Origin of the sequence: Paenibacillus sp. FSL H7-0918, from assembly GCF_038007025.1 — a bacterium.
In the GTDB taxonomy this organism is placed as follows: Bacteria; Bacillota; Bacilli; order Paenibacillales; family Paenibacillaceae; genus Paenibacillus_AQ; species Paenibacillus_AQ odorifer.
Genome location: NZ_JBBOWJ010000001.1, coordinates 1,171,271 through 1,194,265, shown reverse-complemented (window position 1 = coordinate 1,194,265; position 22,995 = coordinate 1,171,271). Strand labels below are relative to the sequence as shown.

The window sequence follows — 22,995 nt, the reverse complement described above, 5'->3', positions numbered from 1 at the left end:
GAGAACGATGCAGAGCTTGATACCGCAACCGAAGCAGATCCAAGTGAAAGAGGGCGAAGCTTTTCAGATCAGCGAGGATGTAAGCCTGAGCCTCTACATGGAGCAGCATGATCCGAGACTGGTGGTTCATTGCCGCCGCTCGTTTCCGGAGCTGGAATGTACACATGTTATCTCGGGAAAAGGATATTCACTTATTCTTCAGAGTCTCTCGCAGCCAGAAACGAAAGGAGCACAGCCAGATGAAGTGGATCTGAAATTGCTTAACGGCCGGGCGGAAGGGTACAGGCTGGAGGTGTCGGAGCGCCGGGTGGTAATCCGTGCACTGAATGCGCCGGGTCTGTTTTACGGGCTACAAACGTTACTACAACTGCGTAAGTCAGTAGGGGAAGTTCCTGCTGTGTCTATCACGGACTGGCCTGACACTACCTTGCGGGCGATGAACTTTGATCTTCGCCAGACATTTTCCAAGCCAGAGCTGCTGCTATCGTATTTGGCGGATTTTGCCCGGTATAAAACGAATGCGGTTCTGATTGAATACGAAGATAAATTCCCGTTCCAGAAGTACCCGGAATTCGTGCATCCTCAGCATTCGTTAAGCCTCACACAGCTAGAGGAACTGAAACGTACAGCCCATGAATATTTTATTGAGATCATTCCGCTGCAGCAGAGTTTCGGGCATCTGGAGTATGTACTCCGCCACGACGCTTGGCGGCACTTGCGCGAAACGGAGTTATCCCTCGGGGAGATCTGTCCATCGCATCCGGAATCCTTCGAGCTGATTACCGATCTGTTACAGGAGATGATGGATGCTCATCCGGATTCCCGTTATATTCACCTCGGCTGCGACGAGGTGTACAGCTTATGTGAATGCGAACGCTGTAAAACGTTGTTCGGAGGGGTACGGGAGCGGGCGTTTATCGCTTTTTTGAACACTTTGATTGAATTTACAGCCAGCCGTGGTAAAAAAGTGATTTTCTGGCATGACATGCTGGACAAATGCCCGCCGGAGGAACTGGCAAAGCTGGATAAGCGGAGTGCGGCGATGATCTGGATATACAACGGACGTAATATTGAAGCTGAGGTTTCTTCTCTTGCGGATAAATTCAGGTCACTAGGCATCGAGGTTATGGGAGCACCGGCGGTTCGCAGCTTTGACTGGGCTGAACATCAGAATTATCCGGTACTATTGAACCGGACGGATAATCTGCTCCAATGGGCGGAGACAGCGGATAAGCTGGACCTCGGTTGCATCGTCGCCACGAACTGGACAGGGCCGTTCAGCCTTGGTGTTCCTTATGGGATCTTTGAAACGACGTGGTATCCGATGCTGCTGCATGCCGATTTGGCCTGGAACCGTAAAGCGGACTCAGCAACATTTATCGATCGATTCATGGAGCAGTTTCATGGCATCGGTCCTAGAACAGGTCACGCTCAGCTCGGGAATTATCAGCTGGAAGATTATTATGATGTTATCTGGAAGCTGCTGGACAAGGTGAAGGATCATAAGGATGAAGCAGAGCTGATTGCCATTATGCATGATTTTGAAGCGGCGACGGACCGTTCGCGGGCGATCCACAAATATGTCTACCGCTGGGAGCTCTATCCGGGAGACGAAGCGGAAAGGCACTCGCTGCTGAACAATTACATGCGAAATCGCCGCGGACGTGAGAACGTTTTGCCTCGCATGAAAGCGGCTTTGGAGCGTTACCAGCCATCCGATATGGCGGAGCATTTTGTGAAATCCCGCTTCTATCTTCACGATTATCTGGAGCGGACATTATACCGTGAGCTGGGGTTTGCTCAGGTAGAATAAGAGTTTTGAAAAGATCGTAGGGCTATCGTGTAAGCGGGTAGCAGTGCGGTCTTTTTTTAATTCATAGCTGGATGAAGCTACATATTACAACATATTCAGGAACTAAATCCCAGTTTGCTGCGTCTAACTTATAAAGTTCTAGCAAACTACATTGGAGGAGAATGAATATGAGAGCTACACCCATAAACCGGACTATAAGGAAGGTTACACTTACCGCATTATGTATTTTGCTTGTATTGCTGAGTGGCAGGGTAATGGCGGAGCCGTCTCCGGCACAAAAGAAACCCGCGGTATTCACAGCGGAGATGCAGAGTGCCTTGGAAGGGGCACAGAATGTGCTGCTGACGATACAGCCATTCCCGGACGAAGCAGCCGTAGGTTTCTTCAAGAATGGGCGCAGTCTGCCCAAGGGATATCTGGAGCAGACTGCCGATAAGATTCTGGAACAGCGGGGCAAGTTCACCAAGGTGGCAGAGCTAACTCGAACAGCGCTGGCTTACAGTGCTGCGGGGGGCAACATCAACAACATCGCTGGTATTGATCTTTATCCATTCCTGATGAATCATGACGGAATTGATTCGGAAGGGGCAGCAGCGGTAGCAGCCGCCTATATTACCTCGAAGAATTCCATTTCAAATTCATTGGAGCGGACAAACCGTTACCCCGATTTGTTGTTTTATCAGTTGCTTGATATGCAGCTAGCGGACGGTAGTTGGCCGCTGGCCGGGCAGAAGCAAGGAGATCTGGTAGCTACTGCCTGGGTACTAACCGCACTTGCTTCGGAAGTGAGTTCAGAACAAACAGCGCAGCCGATCGAGAAGGCTTTGCAGTGGCTTAAGAGCAAGCAGCAGCTAGACGGAGGGTTCGATGGTAAAACTGCGACGACAGCGCAGGTGATTGTTGCTTTATCCTCGCAGGGAGTCGATGCAGCAGATTTCACCAAGGAAGGCGGAGCCTCGCTGCTGGACCATTTGCTAGCGCGGAAGCTCCCGGGTGGCGGCTTTGCGCAGACAGCAGGCGGAGGAAACGATAGTCCCGCAACTGTGCAAGCCTATCTTGCCCTGACTTCCTATAAGCTGCTGTCCAAGCAGGCTGGCATGCTGTATAGCGGACTGCATCATGCTGGACTTGACCGGGCAACAATTCAGGTCGAAGGACCCGGTGGCACCGTTGCCGGGGGGCATATTGTTGGCGGAGATGCTGTGAAGGCAGCGGCAGCTTTTTTACAGGCGAAGGGTCTGGCGTATAAGCTGAATGCGGATGCAGCTAAACCGGCCTTCACAGCTATCGAGGGGATTCAGAACGGGCGATACAATGGACGCGGAGAATGGAAGATTGCTGTATTCAGCGGGGGCAGTGCATGGATGTATCCTGAGAATAGCCCGTACAGACTGACGATAGGCAATGGGGATCAGCTGCTTGTTTACTACGCGGACGATACAGAACTGCTTGACCGGATGGAAGTGAAATGGAAAGATAAAAACGGCCAGGAAATGGGTGGATACGCAAGCGCCAATATGCCGTTTTCCCTCCATATCACCAAGTCAAACGGTCAGCTGGGCGGTCTTCCGGCTTTCGGCGCTACTGTGACACTTCAAGGAAAAAGCGTAGTGGCTGACAGCACGGGAAAGGTGTCATTTGCCGGCATGAAGCCCGGTGTCTATCCTGTGCAAGTCACCAAATACCGTAAAGATGCCGCTCCAGCACTTTCCAAACGGACGTTTGCGCTGCATGTCTCTTCCCCGGAATTGGCCAGCTTTACGGATGCCAATAAAGTCGCAGCTTGGGCACGTTTGGATATCGCAACAGCGCTCAGCAGCGGATATATTCAGGGCGTGAGTGCCAGCGGAAATGTGCTGGCTCCTAAGCAGAAGCTGACCCGGGCTGAATTTCTGACCCTGCTGCTGCGGCTATTGCATGAGTTCCCCGATGCCAAGGCCACTTCTAGCTTTAAGGATGTTCCGGCGGACAAATGGTACAGCCGTACCATCGCCAAGGCTGAGGAGCTGGGCATTATCAGCTCTCCAACCGGTAAGTTCGAGCCGGACCGCGGTATTACGCGGGAAGAAGCGGCGGTTATGGTAACCAAAGCCGCCCGGTTGTCTACGTACGGCAGCCCGGACCGTGTGAAGTTTGCCGATACTTCCAGTTTGTCAGAGGCGAGCCGCCAGGCGATTCAGGCCGTGAATGAACATGAAGTAATGACCGGCAGCGGGGGCCGCTTCGATCCAAAGCAGATTCTGGTGCGTGAGCAGGCAGCGGCAATTTTAGTCAGACTGCAGAAATTAATCCCGGAAGCCTTCTATTAATGGAATAAACGTCCAGGGATATGATAAGCTTCAGATAGAGTTATCACATCCAGTGCAGAGGAGGCAAATCTATGAGCCGCTTGATCACAGGCAATATATATTATGGATTTCAGGTCGTTAATGAGGAATTTATCCGGGAGATCGATTCCGCCGTATTCACGATGGAACATCTGAAGAGCGGCGCCAGGCTGCTTTTCGTGCAGAATCAGGATGACAACAAGGTATTCAGCGTGAGCTTCAGGACCCCGCCTGAAGATAGTACAGGGGTCTTTCATATTTTGGAGCATTCTGTATTATGTGGTTCGGAGAAATATCCGGTGAAGGAACCTTTTGTAGAATTGCTAAAGGGTTCGATGCAGACATTCCTGAACGCATTTACGTTTGGGGATAAGACGATGTATCCGGTGGCGAGCCGGAATGAGCAGGATTTCTCCAATCTGATGGAGGTCTACCTGGATAGTGTTTTTCAGCCGAATATTTATAAGCAAAAGGAGATTTTTGAGCAAGAGGGCTGGCATTACGAGCTTCAGCAAACAGAAGCTGAGCTGATCTATAAAGGCGTGGTTTACAACGAGATGAAGGGTTCCTATTCCTCGCCGTTTACGGTACTGATGGACAGGATCAAAAAGTCGTTGTATCCAGACACGATTTACCGTCATTCTTCAGGTGGAGATCCGCAGGAGATTCCTGCGCTTACGTATGAGCAATTCCTTGAGGCGCACAGCAATTATTATCATCCGTCCAACAGTTATTTTTATCTGTACGGAGACGTCTCTATTGAAGAGAAGCTGCAATTTATAGACCAGGAATACCTTAGCCGTTATGAAAAAAACAGCTTTGATACCTCCATTCCCCTACAACAGCCTACCGGAATGACGGAGCTGGTAGCGGATTATCCGATTCTGGAAGCAGAAACGGCCGACGACAAAACTTATTTGAGTCTGAACTATGTAATTGGAACCTCTACGGATCGGGAACTGAATCTGGCTTTTGATATTTTGAAAAGCATGCTGATGGACAGCAATGCAGCTCCGCTTAAGCAAGCCCTGCTGGAAAGCGGTCTGGGTAAAGATGCCTTTGCTTTTTATTCCGACAGTATGGTTCAGCCGCTGCTTGGCATTACTCTGACACATTCGAACGCTTCCGCCAAAGATGCCTTCGTGGAGCTGGTGAAGACCACATTAAGCAGCTTGGTTAAGAACGGGCTGGATGAGAAGCTGGTGCTGGCGGCGGTCAACAGCAAAGAATTTGAGCTGCGGGAAGCGGACTTTAGCCGATATCCAAAGGGACTTACTTACAATATCGAAGTGATGAAGTCCTGGCTCTATGACGGTCAGCCGTCTACTCATATGCTTTATGAAGAGGTATTCACTACCATTCGGGAAAAGATAACGGATCGTTATTTTGAGAAGCTGATTGAGGTCTACTTACTGAACAGTGATCATTGCAGTCTGGTGGTGCTGAACCCGTCCAAGACGATTGCAGCCGACAAGGAAGCGAGCACCCAGCGTCAATTAAGTCAATACAAATCATCACAGCAACCAGACCAGCTGGAGCAGCTTGTGCAGAGTACACAGCATCTTCTGGCGCGGCAAGGTCGTGCAGATGCAGCCGAGGATTTGCAGAAGCTGCCAAGTTTATCTCTACAGGACATTAACCGCAGTGCTGAACCTCAGGTGCCATCCCATGAATATAACCTTGAGGGTCTAAAGCTGATCCACCATGACGTATCTACTCAAAAGATTGCGTACTGCAAGTTTTATTGGGATACGAGTGTTGTGGCTCCTGAGCAAATTCCTTATCTTGTGCTGCTGGCAGAGGTATTGGGCCAAATGGAGACAGCTTCTTACAGCATTGAAGAGCTCACTAGTGAAATTGGGATCAAAACCGGAGGCATTCATTTTAAAAATGAGATCTTTGGCGCTGCAAAAGATACTGGGGCCAGTTATCAGCCTAAATTCACTGCGCAGGTTAAGGTGATGGCGGGGCATATTGGCGAATCGCTGGATCTGCTGCGTGAGATGCTCTATACCAGCGCGCTCGATAACTTGACGAAGCTACAGGAAATCGTCCGGCGGGAAGCCTCACAGATGGAATCAGTCCTGAATCAAAAAGGTAATGAAATCGCGGCCAGCCGCCTGATGTCTTATTTTTCGGACATGGGAGCGTATCAGGAGCAACAGGGTGGCGTGGCCTATTACCGCTTTATCCGTGAGCTTGCCGAGAAGATCGATCAGCAGGGAGCAGAGGTGGCAAACACGCTGAAGGATATCTGTACGGTTTTATTCAATAAACAGAACTTGATCATCAGCGTGACGGGTACCCCTGATTTGTATGAAGAATTCGCCGCTAATGTAGCGAAGCCGGATATTCAGGATCAGCCAGTGGTGAATAAACCTAAGATTACGGCGCAGGGGCATGCGGATAATGAAGGTTTTATGTCTTCCAGCCAGGTGCAATATGTGGTTAAAGGCTACGACTTCAACAAGCTAGGATTTACGTATTCCGGCAAAATGCAGGTGCTCAAAAAAATCATGAGCCTCACCTATCTGTGGAATGCCGTGCGCGTGAAGGGCGGAGCTTATGGCGGCAGCCTGATGCTGCGCAGAGATGGGATATTGATGTTCACTTCCTACCGTGATCCCAATTTGCAGGAGACGCTGGAGGTTTATGATCAGGCGTACCGATTCACCGAAGGATATGAAGCGGATGCCGACGAGATGACCAAAGCAATTATCGGCACCCTGTCCATGTTGGACCAGCCGCTGAGCCCAAGCGCTCAGGGACGGCGGGCGGACCGGCATTATTTTGAACAGGTGACTGGGGCCGAGCTGCAGCAGGAACGGGATGAAATCTTGTCGACCACACCGGAAGACATCAGACAGTATGCCGATTTGCTTAAGGCTGTGACGGAACAAAATTATTTCACAGTTGTCGGCAATGAATCCAAGCTGAAATCAACAAAAGTCTTATTTGGACACCTAGAAGAACTTGTGATGTAATTCTCTCTATAAACTCCTCTTCAGTACCTGTCTACTCGACAAGTGCTGGAGAGGAGTTTTTTGTATTTAGTTAGAACCTTGACAGTTAGAGTTCTATCTATTATGATAATGATGTTACTTAGAGTTCTAACTAATCCGCAAGAGGAGGAAATAACAATGAACAAACCCGTGGTAGACACACCATTTTCTAATTTAATACGAGAGATTGGGATAAAAATAAAAGGTACAGCTGACACCAGGTTAAATGAGTTAGGTCTGAACTCACAACAAGGCCGCATGATCGGCTATATTTTTGAGAATCAAGAAGAAGGGGTTATTCAGAAGGATTTAGCGGAGGTCTTTAACAGGAAGGGGGCGAGCATTACCAGTATGCTTCAGGGGTTGGAGAAGAAAGGGTATATCCAGCGTGTCACTCCTGAAAATGATGAACGTCAAAAGAGTATTTTTGTATTGGAAAAAGGTGCTCTTTTAGTGGAAGAGTTCAATGAGATTTTCTCTGAGGTAGAAGCAAGCATTACTAAGGCGCTTAGTCCGGAAGAAACTGCAACCCTAAAGTCGTTACTTCAAAAAGTTAGTTCAAGTTTATAAACGTTCGGAGGTTCACTTATGACAAATGAGTTCTCAAATCAATATTATTTAGAGTCGGCGCCCATGAAAAAAGCGATCGCTCATTTATCGATTCCCATGATGATTGGGATGTCTGTGGGTACTATTTATAATGTAATCAATGCTTACTTCATCGGCTTATTACACAATACCAGTATGCTGACCGCAATCACGCTGGGCCTGCCTATTTTTACCGTTTTAATGGCTTTTGGAAATGTGCTGGGGGTAGGCGGAGGAACATTTATAACTCGCTTGGCGGGGCAAAAAGAGACGGAAAAAGGGAAAAAGGTTGCCGGATATACTTTTTACGGGAGTATTGTAGTGGGGCTTCTTATCGCGCTCATCGCTTGGTTAGCTATAAATCCGATCACGCGAATGCTTGGTGCAGATGCTGCTACCTTAGACTTTACGAAGTCTTATGTGCTCACTCTTTTTGCAGGCGGATTTGCTGTTGTGCTTAATTTTGCTTTGGAACAACTGGTCCGTTCGGAAGGTGCCTCGAAGGAATCGATGTATGGTATTTTTATCAGTACGGCTTTAAGTTTGATTTTTGATCCTTTATTTATTCTCGTGCTGAATTGGCATGTTGCCGGAGCTGCTTTGGCTATGGTTTTAGCAAATTTGGGCTCTGCCATTTATTATATTTACTTTTTGGAAACGAAAAGTGAGCATTTAAGAGGATTTTTGAAGCATTTCAAGATATCTGTACGAGATCAGCTTGAGGTTTATAAAATAGGTACAGCCGAGCTATTGCAAGCCAGTTTTTTAATTGTCAGCACGCTTTTGTTAAATAACTATTCCATTCAATATGGGGAGAGTGTGGTCGCCGGATTTGGTGTGGCTTTAAGAATTGTGCAGATTCCAGAATTTCTATCGATGGGTTTATTTTTGGGATTGATTCCGCTATTTGCTTTTAACTTTGCTAGTAAAAATACGGAGAGACTTAAATCCAGCATCAAATACGCTTTTGCATATATAGGCAGCATTGCAGTTGTTTTTGTGAGTCTAGTATATGTGTTTAGAGGAACGATTCTTCATTGGTTCTCAGGCGATCCTTCTGTGTTAAGCATGGGAACTTATATTTTGGCAGCGATGCTGATCTCCGCTTTATTTAATGGATTTACCGGATTATTTATGAGCATTTTTCAAGCAACAGGGCAAGGCACACCCACTACTATTATGGCGATAAGCCAAGGTGTATTATTTATACCGATGATTATCGTATTGCATTCTATTTTTGGCCTGCATGGTGTGATTTGGTCGATGACTGTGACTGAGGTAATAACGAGTGTGATGGGTGTGGTTTTGTTTATGATTTTTCGGAAAAAGCTGAATAGTGCGGGCGTTGATGGAAAAGGTGCTGTAGAGGTTACGCCGGTATAACGCGATTGCTTTATGTAAAACTCAATATGGATTTTGTTTACTGCGGGAGCTTGGCTCGCGCTTTTTTTGCGTTGTGCAAAAGAATTCATAATTAAAGGATCGGTAAAATTCGTTCCAAAATGAACAATTCTAGTTCTTATGAAGACTGCTTACTTTTTCTACAATTATGGATAAGTAAAGGAGGAGAACTATGATACGCAAAAAAAGGTTTCATCTTAACATGGACACACGCGAAGCGATGGCGGGATATCTATTCGTTGCTCCGCTTATGCTTGGGCTGATCATCTTGACGTTGATCCCGGTGCTGGGCTCACTGCTGTTAAGCTTCACGGACTGGAACTTTGTGGCTGGGTTAGGGGGGATTAAGTTCGCGGGCGTGGATAATTTCATCAGGCTGTTTCATGATGATGCTTTTATGAAAAGCTTGCTGAACAATTTACTCTTTATTATCACAGTACCGGTTACGATCATCGTTGCCCTGCTGCTGGCTATCCTGATTGATAAACAGGTTTTTCTGAAGGATTTGTTTAAAGTGATTTATTTCCTTCCGTACATTTCCAGTGTAGTTGCCATCGCTATGGTTTGGCAGGTTATGTTTCACCCTTCGCTGGGACCCGTCAATCAATTCCTGATGTCACTGGGGTGGAACAACCCACCCAAATGGTTAGCGGATATCCATTATGCTCTGCCGTCGCTGATGTTGATTCAAGTCTGGATTCAGCTCGGTTACAACATTATTATTTTTATTGCAGGTTTACAGAGTATTCCTAAGGATCTTTATGAAGCGGCTGATATTGACGGTGCCAACGTCTGGCGCAAATTCCGCAACATCACGGTTCCCTGCATTTCGCCAACTACCTTTTTCCTGCTGGTAACAGGGGTTATCGGCTCATTTAAAATCTTTGATCTGATACAAGTATTGACCCAGGGTGGGCCGGCTAACTCCACGACCGTTATCGTCTACGAGTTATATGATACAGCCTTCAATCAGCTGAAGACAGGTTACGCCTCTAGCATGGCACTCGTTCTGTTCCTTATTTGCCTGATCATTACAGCCTTGCAGATGTTGGCGCAAAAAAAATGGGTCAACTATTAAAGGCGGAAAGGAGAAATTACAGTGAAAAAAGAGCTTTTATCCAGAACCTTCTGGACCATCGCCATGGGACTGCTAGGTATCGCATTTCTTTTACCGTTCCTATGGATGTTATCCACTTCCTTTAAGCTGGAGAAAGATGTATTTAACTTTCCAATTCAATGGTTGCCACAGCAGTGGAACCTCATTGAAAATTATAAACAGGTATGGTCGGGTGACTTTGCTCGCTATTATGGAAATTCCATTTATATTACGCTGGCTACGACTATAATTAATGTGCTGATATGCGCACTTGCTGCTTATGGGTTCTCCAAGCTACGTTTTCCGGGCAGGGATGCGATGTTTATAGTTGTATTGGCACTTTATATGGTTCCTCCGCAGGCATCGTTGGTTCCACAGTTTCTACTGTTTAACTGGCTGAATTTGATTGACACACATTTGGGATTAATCCTGATTAACAGCTTTAGTATTATTGGAGCGTTTATGCTCAAGCAATTTTTTATGGGGGTAAACAACGAGTATCTTGAATCGGCGCGGATGGATGGAGCAGGGCATTTTCGCTCTTTTCTACAGATTGCCTTTCCGCTGATCCGTCCCGCTGTAGCTACTTATGCTATTTTGCGCTTTATTTGGACCTGGAACGACTATCAATATCCACTCATTTTTTTGAAATCCAAGGAGCTGTTTACGATTCAGCTGGGGATCCGGCTGTTCGGGGACCAATACGGGGATGTCTATTCACTCATGATGGCTGGTGCGGTATCTGCAATTCTGCCGTTGCTGATCATTTTTGCACTCGGACAGAAGCAGGTTATTGAGGGAATTGCCCTCGGAGGTGTGAAAGGATAATAAAAGTCAAAATAGTTTCTCTTCGGTAGAATATGAGAACTTTCCTCGTCAATCCTGCATGTTAGGATGTTCTTGTAAGCAGTTACATAGTCACTGGTTGTTAAGCAAGTGATGCCCAACACATTTATAGGAGGGTCTATATGAAAAAGAAATTATTATCTGCATTCATCATCACATCGATGGCGTTATCATTGGCCGCTTGCGGCGGAAATGCGAAAACCAATAATGCAGGAGCGACTAATGCACCCGATGCTGGTGGAAATTCAAAGCCTGCAGCAGAGAAGGTTACCCTGAAGCTGAGCACCTGGCAGACAGAAGCCAAAGCGAAATGGAGCACGATTATCGCGGAGTTTGAGAAGACGCATCCCGATATTCATGTGGAAGTAGATTTGCTGAACGAAAAAGGTGATTCGGTTGCCTCTATGCAGAAGCTGGATTTGATGGCGGCTGCGAGCGATCCGCTGGATATTGTCGAACTGCCTTATACCAACTATTCACAGCGTGCAGATATCGGTTTGTTGGAACCGATGGATGACTATATTCAGAAGGAAGGTTATAAACTCGCAGATGAATATCTGGTGGACACTACGGTCAATGGCAAAATCTATGCATTACCGTCTTCCATGCAGCGCTGGTTCGTGCTCCTTAACAAAGAAATGTTAGATGAGGCGGGCCTTCCGATTCCGACCGACTGGACATGGGCGGATTTCGAAGAGTATGCCAAGAAATTGACCAAGGGTGAGGGCGCAACGAAACGTTTTGGTGCGTATTTGCATAATTGGCCGGATTATTTCCAGCTCCAGCTGATGAGCAAGTCTACGGATAATACTTTTCTAAAAGCTGATGGAACCTCCAATGCACTTGACCCGCAATTTAAGGCTAACCTGCAGATGATGAAGAAAATGATGTACGAAGATAAGAGTGCCACTCCTTATGAGGATATTATTTCGCAAAAACTAGCCTACCGGAATCAGTATTTTAACGGTTTAGCAGCGATGCTTCCGATGGGCGACTGGATGGTTGCGGAATCGGGTGGAACGGATGCCATTCCGGCAACCTTTGTTACCGCGTTTGCGCCGATCCCCCGTCTTGACAGTGAGAGCAAACATTACTCACCCGTACAGCCGACCTACATGGGAATAGCCGCTAAATCCAAGCATAAGGAGGCTGCCTATACCTTTGTGCGCTGGTATACCTCAGAAGGACTGGAAATCGGTGGACGCGTTTTCTCTGGCTGGGCCAAATCGGATACGAATAAATTAGTGGATACAATTGTGAGTGGTTCTAAGGATTCCTCTAAGATTGATGTGGATTCTCTGAAATATACTATGGAGAACTCGACACCTGGTGCAACGCAGGTTCCGGCTAAATATGCGGATGAAGCTAAGAACAACGTTATTCCAGAAGCGGAGATGTATCTCCTTGGCCAACAGGATCTGGATGTCACAGTTGCCAATATCGATAAAAAAATAACGGAAGTTGTTCAGAACAATAGCGGAAAGTAAGCGGAGGCTGATTGTACGCTTTTCAAAGGGGGCTTATAATGTGGGGGCAGGAAAGCATTTCTGCCTCCTGCTCCAAATTCAAACAGATGTGGGGCCTGTAATCCGTGTTTAGAAAGCATCAATCCCTCCGTAAGAAACTTGTCTGGTCATCGCTGATCTGCGTGCTGATCCCGCTTGTCTGCATTTACATGGTTACAGATTATTTGACCCGGGATCTCATTCTGGAGAAAGCGGTTGGTAGCGCAAGAGAATCTTTAAATGCAGCCAGCACCAATATGAATGCCATATTTGAACAGACACTGGAACAGTCCAACTTTGTGCTCCAGAACAGCGAGATCAGGCAGATGATGTCTGCCGATTCAGAGTCGCTCCGTGCACCAAAGCAAATCATTCAGTATAACCGTATGTCGCGGATGCTGGATGATATGTTTGTTTTAACAGAATATTTGAAGGTGACGTTAATCGGAAAAAATGGTTTGATTTATACCAGCTATCCTTACAGTGACTTTAATCCGAAAAATTTCTACAACAAAAATTGGACATCGTTGCTGAAACAAATTCAACCCATTTCGACTTATTGGAGAGCGGAGCACGATACGTACTACAATTATTCTGATAAAGGCTCAGCCGATTGGGTAACCATTGCGAGGCCGATTCAATCGACCTCCAGCAGTACCATCGGATATTTAATTATTAATATCAATGAGCGTAAGCTCCGTCCTTATCTAAATAACGATAATGATAAAGAGATGATGCTTTTGGATGACAAGGGAACTGTAGTTTCCCATGCTGACAAGACCCGAATCGGAGAGACGATGACGTGGTTGAAAATGGATGGCGAGCTTGACACTGTGGAAATCGACGGAGAGAAGTTTTTATATGTTGATCAGGAGCTGAGCAGTAACAAATGGCGGATGGTCAGCATTATCCCGCTGAAGGCAGCCTTGTCGAAAAATAAGCAGATTTTATTTATCAGCCTGGCGGTGCAGATTCTTTTCTTTACCTTGTTTTCCGTTCTCTTAACCGTTCTAATCTCAAAGCTGACTCAGCCAATCGTAAAATTAAGCGCTTTTGTAAAGCGAATAGGTCGTGGTCAGTTGGATGAACGTTCGTTCATTCGAGGGAATAATGAGGCAGCACAGCTCGCCCGCACCATTGACCAGATGCTGGATCGGATCGAGTCTATGATTGAACAAATCACTTATGAACAGACGGGAAAAAGAAAAGCCGAACTAGAGATGCTGCAAGCGCAGATCAATCCACATTTTATGTTTAATCTGCTGAATTCGATTCGCTTAAATATCCTGATGCAAGGCGATCGGGAGAATGCTGAGTTGATTGGTTCGCTGTCGTCTTTGCTCCGGATGACCTTTAACAGGGACAATGAGTTTATCCCGCTTCGTGAGGAGACAGATACGATATCGCATTATGTCACGTTAATGAATTTCCGCCATGCCAATCAGGTCAGGCTGGAAATGAATTTAGCGGATGGTAGCGCTGAAGCACTGGTGCCTCGATTTATGATTCAACCCATGATCGAGAATGCCATCATCCATGGCTTCGAGCAGTTTGGTGGCGAGATTTTTATTGAAGCTCGTATTGTTGCAACTACGGGAAGCTTGGTTATCACCATTAAGGATAATGGGATCGGGATGTCGCCGGAAACTTTAACAAGACTTCGTGAAACCGCATACAGCAGCGAAAAAATTACAGAGGAGGACAGAAAAGGGTTCTCCGGCATAGGTTTACGCAATGTGGCCCAACGCCTCAGTATGATTTATGGCGCTTCTTTTAAGCTGAATATTCAAAGTGAACCTGATGTGGGCACAGAGATTTGTCTGGAGTTTCCTCTGGATTACGGAAAGGTGGGTGTGGAGAATGCTGACGGCAATATTGGTGGATGATGACTATCCGGTTATCCGTTATTTGTCGCAGGCCGTACCTTGGAGTGAGCTCGGTATTGAACTCATCGGATGTTATTATAGCGGTCTCGAGGCTTGGGAAAAAGCACAGCAGAGTCCACCAGATCTTATTATTACCGATATTGGCATGCCCAAGATGAACGGGCTGGAGATGCTGGAGCTATTCAGAGCTGTGCAGCCCGGAATCCGTGCGATTATTCTCTCCTGCCACAACGAATTCAAATACGCCCAGCAAGCGCTGAAATTAAACGTAGGAGAATATATTTTAAAAGAATCACTGGATATTGAGCAGTTACAGCAAGCGATTAGCACCCTTGTGGCGGAAGTGGGACTGAATAGGCAGCAGCATACAGAGATGCTGGTTTATAAGCAAAAGCAGTCTCAAAATCGCGCCGCGCTGAAGGAAAAGTTTCTAAAAGATACCTTGTATCAATCCTGGGATAAGGGGGCTTGGATCGAGCAGGCCCGATCAAACGGAATTATGATCCATGCCAAAAACTATATCCCGCTGGTTATTGTAATTGATCGTCCAGAGGAAGCTTCAAGGGTGCGCCGGATGAGTGAATATACGATTTCTTTTGCGGTTGAGAATATTATGCAGGAAGTGCTTGAGGCTGATCACAGTCTGTTTATTTCGAGATACAGCCATAAGGAGATCGTCATTCTCTTTTGCAGCGACCAGCCTTCTAAAGATCACCAGGCAATCTATCACTCCATTCAAAATGCAGCCTCTGCGGTTCAAAAATATCTTAAACTCTCTGTCTCTTGCTTATTTGGCGCTGAGGCGCGCAGTCCTGAGGAAATTCGCGGAACATTGCAGCGGATGCTGAGGGAGAAAATACAGCGCTTTTATCTCCCTGCGGCGGGAATCCACCGTTTTGAAGAAGTCTGCTTTTCCGGAGAAGATATTTATGCTGAATATGGAACCTTGTACGCTGTTATCAATGATGATATTGCCTTGAACAGGAACACGGAGCTTCGCGTTCATGTAAAGGAATGGAGGGAATGGGTGGCCTCGCAAAAATTCCATCCGAATGAAGTCAAGGAATGTGTGCTTCGCTTGCTGATGGACTTGCAGATGAAGACGAAACAGCTTCTGCAATCTCCATTGCCTATAACTGAAGAAAAGCTATTTAGCGTGGTTGGTGACATTGAAACTCTGGAGCATTTAGAACAATGGCTGGTGCAGTACTTGGAGGAATTAGCGCGGAAAATAAGTATGTTCTCCATCAAGTCTAAACGGAGTGAGGTCATCAAAGCCCAGCAGTTCGTGATTAGTCATGTGACGGAGAAAATAACGCTGGAGGACATGGCAGGCCGCCTTAACTTAAATGCCAGTTATTTCAGCCGCTTATTCAAACGGGAAACAAACCAGAACTTCATCGAATATGTAAATATGCTAAAGCTTCAGAAGGCAAAGGAGCTGCTTAACCAATCTGAAAAGACAGTGGAAGAGATCTCCGAGTATCTGGGATATGCCAACAAAAGTTATTTCATCAAGCTGTTTAAACGGGAAATGGGCATGAGGCCTAGTGAATATGCCGCTTGGCATTGAGTGTGGACAGGAGGAAACATTGCTGTGGGAATAAAGGGCACTAAAAATGAATTACAGATGTTCCTAAATGAACTATATACTCCACTGGAGCGCAGATTTACCTCTGGTTGTGCAGGAATTAATATGGGCGCTACAGGATCGATTTACAATGAAGCTACAGCGCTTATGGAAGCTTTCGCCCGTCCTCTATGGGGCCTTGTTCCCCATGCCAGCGGTGGAGGGGAAAGTGCACTCTGGCCGATGTTTCTGGAAGGGATCATCAACGGAACAGACCCGGAGCATGAAGAATATTGGGGGCAATTTACTACCAAAGATCAGCGTATGGTAGAGCAGGCCGTGTTGGGACTGGGGCTTGCTCTTGCACCACATAAAATGTGGGAGCCGCTGAGCGACACGCAGAAAATGAATGTATATAACTGGCTAAATCAGATTAATCATGTGGATCGTTCCAATCCGAATAACTGGCTGATGTTCACGGTTCTTGTGAATGTGGGCTTCAAGAAAGTCGGATTACCTTATGATCAGAGCATAATGGATGAATATCTAGCGCAGATCGATAATTACTATCTTGGTGACGGTTGGTATTCCGATGGATTGACCGATCAGAGGGACTATTATATTGCTTTTGCTATGCATTATTATACGCTGATATACGCTAAGCTGATGGCGGATGATGATCCTCAGAGAGCTGCTGTTTATCGGGAAAGATCAGTACGATTTGCCGAGGATTTCATTTATTGGTTCGCTGAGGACGGAAGCGCACTTCCTTTTGGTCGTAGCCTGACCTATCGTTTTGCACAGGTTTCATTCTGGAGTGCGCTGGTGTATGCAGATATGGTTCCTTTTTCATATGGCGTTCTTAAAGGAATCATTATGCGCCATTTTCGTTGGTGGTTTGAACAACCTATTATGGGATTAGACGGACTGCTTAGCATCGGATATGCTTATCCGAATCTAGTTATGACAGAGAACTACAACGCCCCCGGATCTCCGTATTGGGCCTTTAAAGCTATGCTTATTCTTGCCTTGCCAGATGATCATCCTTTTTGGCAGGCGGAGGAAGAGCCGTTGCCTATTTTGAAAGAGGTACGGGCTCTCCAAGAGGCGCGAATGCTTGTGAGTCGTCCGGAAGGAAACAGGCAGGTTATTGCCTATACCTCTGGCCAGATGGCTAACTTTGATATGGCCCATAGTGCAGCCAAATATTCTAAATTTGCATATTCCACTCTGTTTGGTTTTAGTGTCCCGAAAGCGGGTTACGGGTTGGTTCAAGGCGCTTACGATTCTACACTCGCACTATGCGAATGTGATGAACACTATCGGGTACGCAGATTCTGCGAGACCTGGGAAATCGGGGACAGCTATGTATATTCCCGCTGGCATCCCTGGAGTGATGTACATGTGGAGACATGGATTATTCCGGCAGGTCTATGGCATGTTCGTGTTCACAGCATTCATACTGCCCGGCGGCTGGATGTAGCGGAGGGTGGATTTGCCATTGGCCAGTCAGCTGGCTTCTCGCACAGTGAACGGGAAATCATTAAGGTATCGAACACTGCTGTTTCGGTGCAGCTGCCCTTGGGAATCAGTGCCATACATAGGCTAAGCGGCTTTGATCGGGGAGAGTGCGTATATCCCGAGCCAAATACCAATCTGCTGAAGCCGCGGACACTTCTTCCGAGCTTGTGCTCCAGACTGGAACCGGGAGATCAAGTATTGATATCTGCTGTCTTCGGAGCGACGAATACTCCGGAGAACCAGACAAGTCTTGCTTCACCGCCGCTTATTCAATGGCACTCGGACGGAAGGGTTGCTGTATACGAACCTAGTAACGATACACTTTTGCATACTGTTGATTTAAGGGGAGGGAGAAACAAAGATGTGGAATAAGGCTATTGAGGATGCGATTCACAAAGTTGGGAGCAATATGGCTAACCATCCGGGCAAACTGCCTCATATCGCTGAGGGGCAACAGTACGAATGGGGAGACAACGACGACTGGATAGAGGGTTTCTATGTTGGGATGATGTGGCTTGCTTATGAATATAGTGAGGATTCATGCTATAAGGAGGCGGCAGCCTCTTGGTTAGGGGACTTCAAGCATCGTCTGGATCAGCACATCGCCCTGGACCATCATGACATTGGTTTCTTGTATACACTGACCGCAGTAGCGGAGTGGAAAATAACGGGCAGCGAAGCGGCGCGAGCTGTCGGTCTGCAAGCTGCGGACACGCTGTGCAAGCGCTGGCGTGAACCAGCAGGGATTCTTCAGGCCTGGGGACTGGAGAGTGACCCGGAGAATGCGGGACGTATCATTATTGACTGCTTGATGAATTTACCTCTATTATTCTGGGCAGCTGAGGAAACAGGAGATAAGCGCTATTATGAAATAGCGCTCGAACATGCGTTTAAGAGCCGGAAATTTCTTGTGCGTGGGGATGCCTCCTCTTACCATACTTTTTATTTTGATCCGGCTACCGGAAATGCAATTCGTGGAGGAACACATCAAGGTTATGAGGACGGATCGACCTGGACACGTGGTCAAGCTTGGGGAATATACGGTTTTGCTCTGGCATATCGCTATACGCAGAATGAGGATTTTCTTAAGACTTCTAAGAGCCTAGCGGATTATTTTATCAGCCATCTACCGGAGGATAGTGTGGCTTATTGGGATTTCGATGTGCCAGTGGGAGCGGATACCCCTCGCGACAGCTCGGCTTCGGCGATTGCGGCAGCCGGTCTTTTGGAACTGCTCGATCACCTAGGCGTAGACGATCCGGACCGGGCCATTTATGAAGTTGCTTTACACCGTAGTATGAAATCCCTAGTGGAAGATTATGCGACATCTGGAAATCGGGAAGCAGAGGGACTTCTAAAGCATGGTTCTTATCATGTGAGAGGTGGACGTGTGCCTGATGGTCATATGATTTGGGGAGATTATTATTATTTGGAAGCGTTGATCCGCTTGCAGACCGGCATCCGAGGCTATTGGTAGTGGGATGTTAGGGTGGGGCAAGGTTTATCCTATAGGACAAAGAAACTGCTAAGACTAATCTCTTAGCGGTTTTTTTTTGTGGACTACTATACAAGAGTTTTAAAACGTAGTTATTTACTTGGAATAGTATGAATAAAATCATATCACCACGCGTAAGGTTTAATGTAAGATTTTGATAATTATTAGAAATTAAGAAAAGGGGATCGGGTTACTCAGATATGAATTTAGACTGGGAGTTTATCTACGAGAGTTTGCCGCTTTATGGTGAGGCGATGTGGCTGACAGTGAAGCTAGCGTTGTTAGCTATTGTATTCTCACTCCTTATTGGATTACTGTTCAGTATCGTCTTGTACTATAAGGTCAAAATCGTCAGTGATGTTATTAAGATCTACATTGAGCTTTCACGGAACACCCCTTTACTTGTGCAGCTCTTTTTTCTTTACTATGGCTTACCTAAGATCGGAATTCACTTTAGTGAAATGACCTGTGCGATTGTAGGCATGACATTTTTGGGCGGGAGCTATATGACGGAGGCTTTTCGAAGTGGGTTCGAGGCAGTTAGCCAAACGCAGATTGAATCAGGTCAGAGCATTGGACTGTCTAAGCTGCAGCTGGTCAGATATGTTATTTTTCCCCAAGCCTTTGCGATAAGTATTCCTTCTTTAGGGGCAAATGCGATCTTTCTGCTGAAGGAGACCTCTATTGTAGGTGCCATTGCTTTAATGGATTTGATGAATGTGGCAAAAGACTTGATCGGCATGCATTACAAAACAGCGGAGTCTCTGCTCCTTCTGGTACTCGCCTATTTGGTGTTAGTCCTGCCCTTATCGCTTTTATTGACTTGGGTGGAAAGGAAGGTGAGATATGCAGAATTCGGGGATTGAGGTGCTTTTTGAAGGTTCTAATTTCGAACGATTATTAGGGGGCTTACTTGTAACGATTGAAATTTCATTTCTCTCTATTGGAATCGGTACGTTATTAGGGATCGTTATGGGATTGCTCCGGACGCTGGGATCGAGGCCATTAAGGTTTATATTACGTCTTTATTTGGAGACCTTTAGAATTATTCCGATTCTAGTGTGGCTGTATGTAGTACATTTCAGTTTCTCTCCATTACTTCATATCGATATTAGCGGGGAGACTACCTCTATATTGGTGTTCAGCTTATGGGGAGCTGCGGAAATTGGCGATCTTGTTCGTGGAGCTTTGCAATCTATGCCAAAACATCAGGTGGAATCTGCTAGGGCGCTAGGTCTGAGCAGCAGTCAACTTTATCGGCATATTTTGATCCCGCAGGCTGTACGCAGAATGCTGCCGGGAATGATTAATCTTGCCACACGAATGATCAAGACAACATCACTGGTGGTGCTGATTGGAGTGATTGAGGTGGTAAAGATCGGGCAGCAGATCATTGAACTCGGCGTAATAAAAGCGCCCACCGCTTCATTCTGGGTATACGGCTTTATCTTTATATTATATTTTTCTGTATGTTTTCCGTTATCCAGACTTTCGAAAAAAGTTGAAAGCAGATGGCAAAATTAAGGCTTAGGAAGGAACGGTTGTAATGGCAGATTCCGGAGAACTCCTGCTGGAGGTTACACAATTACACAAATATTTTGGAGAGCGAAAGGTTCTGGACGGCATTGAATTGCAGGTGGAAAAAGGAGAAGTAATCGTTATTCTCGGTCCCTCTGGCTGTGGAAAAAGTACGTTCCTACGTTGTCTTAACGGTTTGGAACCGGTTCAGGAAGGGGCGATACAATATCGTGGGCAGAACCTCGCGGGGGCTGCTGTAGATTGGCGTGAAGTTAGGCAGCATATCGGAATGGTCTTTCAAAATTATGAGTTATTCCCGCATATGACGGTTATGGATAACATTCTTCTAGGCCCTCTGAAAGTACAAAAGAGAGAGCTTAAAGAAGCAACACAGCAAGCGGAACAGCTCTTAGAGCGGGTTGGGCTGCTTGAGCGTAAACTGGACTATCCACGCCAGCTTTCCGGTGGACAAAAGCAGAGAATAGCTATAGTAAGAGCTTTATGTATGAATCCGGAGATTATGTTATTTGATGAAGTGACAGCATCCTTGGATCCGGAAATGGTTCGGGAAGTGCTTGATGTCATCTTAGGGCTTGCTCAGCAAGGAATGACGATGATCATCGTGACTCATGAAATGGGGTTTGCCAAATCGGTTGGGGATCGGATCGTGTTTATGGATCAAGGCAAGATATGTGAGATCGCTGCCCCGCAACAATTTTTTACCCACCCTGCGACAGAACGTGCCCAGCATTTTCTGGATATATTTCAGTACGAAAAATTATAGAAATAGGAGAGGAAGAGAAATGAAGAAAAGTTTGAAATGGCTAACGATGCTGGTAGGTGTAAGTATATTATTGATGGGATTGGCTGCTTGCGGAAATAGTTCGGATAACAACGGAAACTCAGCATCTTCTAAATTCACTTCTATTGAACAGCTAAAGAAGAAAGGGAAGATTAAGATCGGCGTATTTGCAGACAAACCACCTTTTGGTTATGTGGACGCTGAGGGTAAAAACCAAGGGTTTGATGTGTATATTGCCAAACGCTTTGCCAAGGATCTGCTAGGGGATGAATCGAAGGTTGAATTTGTGTTAGTTGATGCTGCCAGCCGCGTGGCATATCTTGAATCGGGTAAGGTTGATATCATTATGGCTAACTTTACGGTCACCGAGGAAAGAAAAGAAAAAGTGGATTTTGCTAATCCGTACATGAAATTATCCTTTGGGATCGTATCCCCAGACAGTGCTCCAATCACTTCCATTGATCAATTAAAAGGGAACAAGCAAAAGCTCATTGTAGCTAAAGGTACGACAGCGGAAACCTATTTTACCAAAGAATATCCGGATATTGAATTGCTCAAATTCGATCAGTACACCGAGATTTTTGCAGCGCTTAAAGATGGTCGGGGGGCGGCAATCGCTAACGATAATACAGAACTCATTGCTTGGGCTAAATCAAATCCTGGATTTACGGTCAGCATTCCTGCTTTCGGGGGTCAGGATACAATAGCTCCAGCAGTGGCAAAGGGGAATAAGGAATTGCTGGACTGGATTAATACAGAACTTGATACCCTTGGTAAAGAACAATTTATCCATCAAGCCTACAAAGAAACCTTAAATGAAATTTACGGTGAAGGATATACTGATGAGCTTGTCGTTGAAGGCGGGAAAATCCAGTAACGGATTGGGAATAACATTGCGGGGGCATCTGAGAAGATGCCTTTTCTACAGATAGACTATTGCAATTTCTATAATGCCGAGTATAATACTGGGTATACACAGAATAAGGAGTCGGTGAAAATGTCTGTCGATGATTATCTGGATCTTCTAAACTACGCCAAAGCAATTAACGATGGACAGTGGCAAGCTGACATCATAGATCGTTTGAATAAGCTGAGTAAGAATTCTCATGCTGAGACAACAGAACAAAGTGTGAAAGAGCTGTGGATTCAATTCGACGATATAAATGCAATATTAATGGATTTATTTAATAAGCTGAGGGAAAGTGCGGATCCAGTAGAGCAGTACCGGTGGAAAGAGAAAGTCTGGGAGTTAAAGCAGGAACGGATTAATCTATCGAAGAAGATTCAGAGTAGATATATCAGGATATAATTTAAGCTCACATTGTAATAATAAATAGAAAATAAAAAAAGGCATGCAGTTAGTCTGCTCTGCCAAACTTACGATGGTCTATAGGCTACTTAGACATTTGCATTCCTTCGCGCATCATTGTCATACACATAGTCATCATTTCATCGCAGTCCTGCATTTTTTTCATCATCATATCCATGTTCATATCCATCATGCCCATTTCAGACATTTTTTCCATGCCCATCTTCATACAGTTCATCTTAGACATCATATCATCCATACACATGTTCATCATCATTTCCATACACATCTTGTCCATTTTTAATTCCTCCCTTCT

At 46.0% G+C, this 22,995-nt stretch carries 18 protein-coding genes; 17 read left to right on the top strand and 1 reads right to left on the bottom strand.

Annotation, left to right across the window (positions count from 1 at the left end; translation table 11 throughout):
* Window positions 1-7: 7 nt before the first annotated feature.
* From MHI15_RS05580 to MHI15_RS05500, 17 genes are all read left to right on the top strand, one after another.
* Complete coding sequence (locus tag MHI15_RS05580) at window positions 8-1,813, top strand: DUF4838 domain-containing protein (RefSeq protein ID WP_340892339.1); 1,806 nt, start codon at window positions 8-10, stop codon at window positions 1,811-1,813.
* Window positions 1,814-1,980: 167 nt separating this feature from the next.
* Window positions 1,981-4,122 carry an S-layer homology domain-containing protein gene (locus MHI15_RS05575; RefSeq protein ID WP_341164198.1) on the top strand — a complete coding sequence of 714 codons (2,142 nt, stop codon included), beginning with the start codon at window positions 1,981-1,983 and terminating at the stop codon, window positions 4,120-4,122.
* A 71-nt stretch (window positions 4,123-4,193) separates the two neighbouring features.
* On the top strand, window positions 4,194-7,124 hold the full coding sequence (locus MHI15_RS05570) for an insulinase family protein (protein ID WP_341164197.1): 2,931 nt from the start codon (window positions 4,194-4,196) through the stop codon (window positions 7,122-7,124).
* 156 nt (window positions 7,125-7,280) lie between these two features.
* Entirely contained in the window at window positions 7,281-7,712 is a 432-nt protein-coding gene (locus tag MHI15_RS05565; RefSeq protein WP_341164196.1) for a MarR family winged helix-turn-helix transcriptional regulator, read from the top strand.
* An 18-nt stretch (window positions 7,713-7,730) separates the two neighbouring features.
* On the top strand, window positions 7,731-9,113 hold the full coding sequence (locus tag MHI15_RS05560) for an MATE family efflux transporter (RefSeq protein ID WP_076130275.1): 1,383 nt from the start codon (window positions 7,731-7,733) through the stop codon (window positions 9,111-9,113).
* 190 nt (window positions 9,114-9,303) lie between these two features.
* Window positions 9,304-10,209, top strand: coding sequence for a carbohydrate ABC transporter permease (locus tag MHI15_RS05555; protein ID WP_036683142.1), 906 nt, complete (start codon window positions 9,304-9,306; stop codon window positions 10,207-10,209).
* A gap of 63 nt (window positions 10,210-10,272) precedes the next feature.
* Window positions 10,273-11,055: a carbohydrate ABC transporter permease gene (locus tag MHI15_RS05550; protein ID WP_052097522.1), complete on the top strand. Its 783-nt coding sequence runs from the start codon at window positions 10,273-10,275 to the stop codon at window positions 11,053-11,055.
* Between the two features lie 140 nt (window positions 11,056-11,195).
* Window positions 11,196-12,560 carry an ABC transporter substrate-binding protein gene (locus tag MHI15_RS05545; RefSeq protein ID WP_341164195.1) on the top strand — a complete coding sequence of 455 codons (1,365 nt, stop codon included), beginning with the start codon at window positions 11,196-11,198 and terminating at the stop codon, window positions 12,558-12,560.
* A gap of 104 nt (window positions 12,561-12,664) precedes the next feature.
* Complete coding sequence (locus MHI15_RS05540; protein ID WP_341164194.1) at window positions 12,665-14,464, top strand: cache domain-containing sensor histidine kinase; 1,800 nt, start codon at window positions 12,665-12,667, stop codon at window positions 14,462-14,464.
* Window positions 14,439-16,037 (top strand): response regulator transcription factor, encoded by a 1,599-nt coding sequence (locus MHI15_RS05535; RefSeq protein WP_076194771.1) that lies wholly within the window; start codon window positions 14,439-14,441, stop codon window positions 16,035-16,037. The genes MHI15_RS05540 and MHI15_RS05535 overlap by 26 nt, the downstream gene beginning before the upstream one ends.
* A 24-nt stretch (window positions 16,038-16,061) precedes the next feature.
* Window positions 16,062-17,927, top strand: coding sequence for a DUF2264 domain-containing protein (locus tag MHI15_RS05530; protein ID WP_341164193.1), 1,866 nt, complete (start codon window positions 16,062-16,064; stop codon window positions 17,925-17,927).
* Window positions 17,917-19,032, top strand: a complete 1,116-nt coding sequence (locus tag MHI15_RS05525; protein ID WP_341164192.1) for a glycoside hydrolase family 88 protein — start codon at window positions 17,917-17,919, stop codon at window positions 19,030-19,032. The genes MHI15_RS05530 and MHI15_RS05525 overlap by 11 nt, the downstream gene beginning before the upstream one ends.
* A gap of 218 nt (window positions 19,033-19,250) precedes the next feature.
* A complete protein-coding gene (locus MHI15_RS05520; protein WP_340010914.1) occupies window positions 19,251-19,916 on the top strand; it encodes an amino acid ABC transporter permease in 666 nt (221 codons plus the stop codon).
* Window positions 19,897-20,574 (top strand): amino acid ABC transporter permease, encoded by a 678-nt coding sequence (locus tag MHI15_RS05515; RefSeq protein ID WP_340392536.1) that lies wholly within the window; start codon window positions 19,897-19,899, stop codon window positions 20,572-20,574. The genes MHI15_RS05520 and MHI15_RS05515 overlap by 20 nt, the downstream gene beginning before the upstream one ends.
* Window positions 20,575-20,596: 22 nt before the next feature.
* On the top strand, window positions 20,597-21,352 hold the full coding sequence (locus MHI15_RS05510) for an amino acid ABC transporter ATP-binding protein (protein ID WP_076134604.1): 756 nt from the start codon (window positions 20,597-20,599) through the stop codon (window positions 21,350-21,352).
* Window positions 21,353-21,371: 19 nt separating this feature from the next.
* Entirely contained in the window at window positions 21,372-22,247 is an 876-nt protein-coding gene (locus MHI15_RS05505) for a cysteine ABC transporter substrate-binding protein (protein ID WP_036683125.1), read from the top strand.
* 120 nt (window positions 22,248-22,367) lie between these two features.
* On the top strand, window positions 22,368-22,679 hold the full coding sequence (locus MHI15_RS05500) for a hypothetical protein (RefSeq protein WP_076194804.1): 312 nt from the start codon (window positions 22,368-22,370) through the stop codon (window positions 22,677-22,679).
* An 85-nt stretch (window positions 22,680-22,764) separates the two neighbouring features.
* Here MHI15_RS05500 and MHI15_RS05495 read toward each other — a convergent pair whose 3' ends face one another.
* Entirely contained in the window at window positions 22,765-22,977 is a 213-nt protein-coding gene (locus tag MHI15_RS05495) for a hypothetical protein (RefSeq protein WP_038572647.1), read from the bottom strand.
* Window positions 22,978-22,995: the final 18 nt, after the last annotated feature.

What these genes read in the sequence shown, in the direction of transcription:
- MHI15_RS05520 (WP_340010914.1), top strand. Translation starts at nt 19,251, where the DNA reads ATGAATTTAGACTGGGAGTTTATCTACGAGAGTTTGCCGCTTTATGGT.
- MHI15_RS05575 (WP_341164198.1), top strand. Translation starts at nt 1,981, where the DNA reads ATGAGAGCTACACCCATAAACCGGACTATAAGGAAGGTTACACTTACC.
- MHI15_RS05495 (WP_038572647.1), bottom strand. Translation starts at nt 22,977, where the DNA reads ATGGACAAGATGTGTATGGAAATGATGATGAACATGTGTATGGATGAT.
- MHI15_RS05565 (WP_341164196.1), top strand. Translation starts at nt 7,281, where the DNA reads ATGAACAAACCCGTGGTAGACACACCATTTTCTAATTTAATACGAGAG.
- MHI15_RS05555 (WP_036683142.1), top strand. Translation starts at nt 9,304, where the DNA reads ATGATACGCAAAAAAAGGTTTCATCTTAACATGGACACACGCGAAGCG.
- MHI15_RS05500 (WP_076194804.1), top strand. Translation starts at nt 22,368, where the DNA reads ATGTCTGTCGATGATTATCTGGATCTTCTAAACTACGCCAAAGCAATT.
- MHI15_RS05545 (WP_341164195.1), top strand. Translation starts at nt 11,196, where the DNA reads ATGAAAAAGAAATTATTATCTGCATTCATCATCACATCGATGGCGTTA.
- MHI15_RS05580 (WP_340892339.1), top strand. Translation starts at nt 8, where the DNA reads ATGCAGAGCTTGATACCGCAACCGAAGCAGATCCAAGTGAAAGAGGGC.
- MHI15_RS05525 (WP_341164192.1), top strand. Translation starts at nt 17,917, where the DNA reads ATGTGGAATAAGGCTATTGAGGATGCGATTCACAAAGTTGGGAGCAAT.
- MHI15_RS05560 (WP_076130275.1), top strand. Translation starts at nt 7,731, where the DNA reads ATGACAAATGAGTTCTCAAATCAATATTATTTAGAGTCGGCGCCCATG.
- MHI15_RS05570 (WP_341164197.1), top strand. Translation starts at nt 4,194, where the DNA reads ATGAGCCGCTTGATCACAGGCAATATATATTATGGATTTCAGGTCGTT.
- MHI15_RS05510 (WP_076134604.1), top strand. Translation starts at nt 20,597, where the DNA reads ATGGCAGATTCCGGAGAACTCCTGCTGGAGGTTACACAATTACACAAA.
- MHI15_RS05550 (WP_052097522.1), top strand. Translation starts at nt 10,273, where the DNA reads ATGGGACTGCTAGGTATCGCATTTCTTTTACCGTTCCTATGGATGTTA.
- MHI15_RS05515 (WP_340392536.1), top strand. Translation starts at nt 19,897, where the DNA reads ATGCAGAATTCGGGGATTGAGGTGCTTTTTGAAGGTTCTAATTTCGAA.
- MHI15_RS05505 (WP_036683125.1), top strand. Translation starts at nt 21,372, where the DNA reads ATGAAGAAAAGTTTGAAATGGCTAACGATGCTGGTAGGTGTAAGTATA.
- MHI15_RS05535 (WP_076194771.1), top strand. Translation starts at nt 14,439, where the DNA reads ATGCTGACGGCAATATTGGTGGATGATGACTATCCGGTTATCCGTTAT.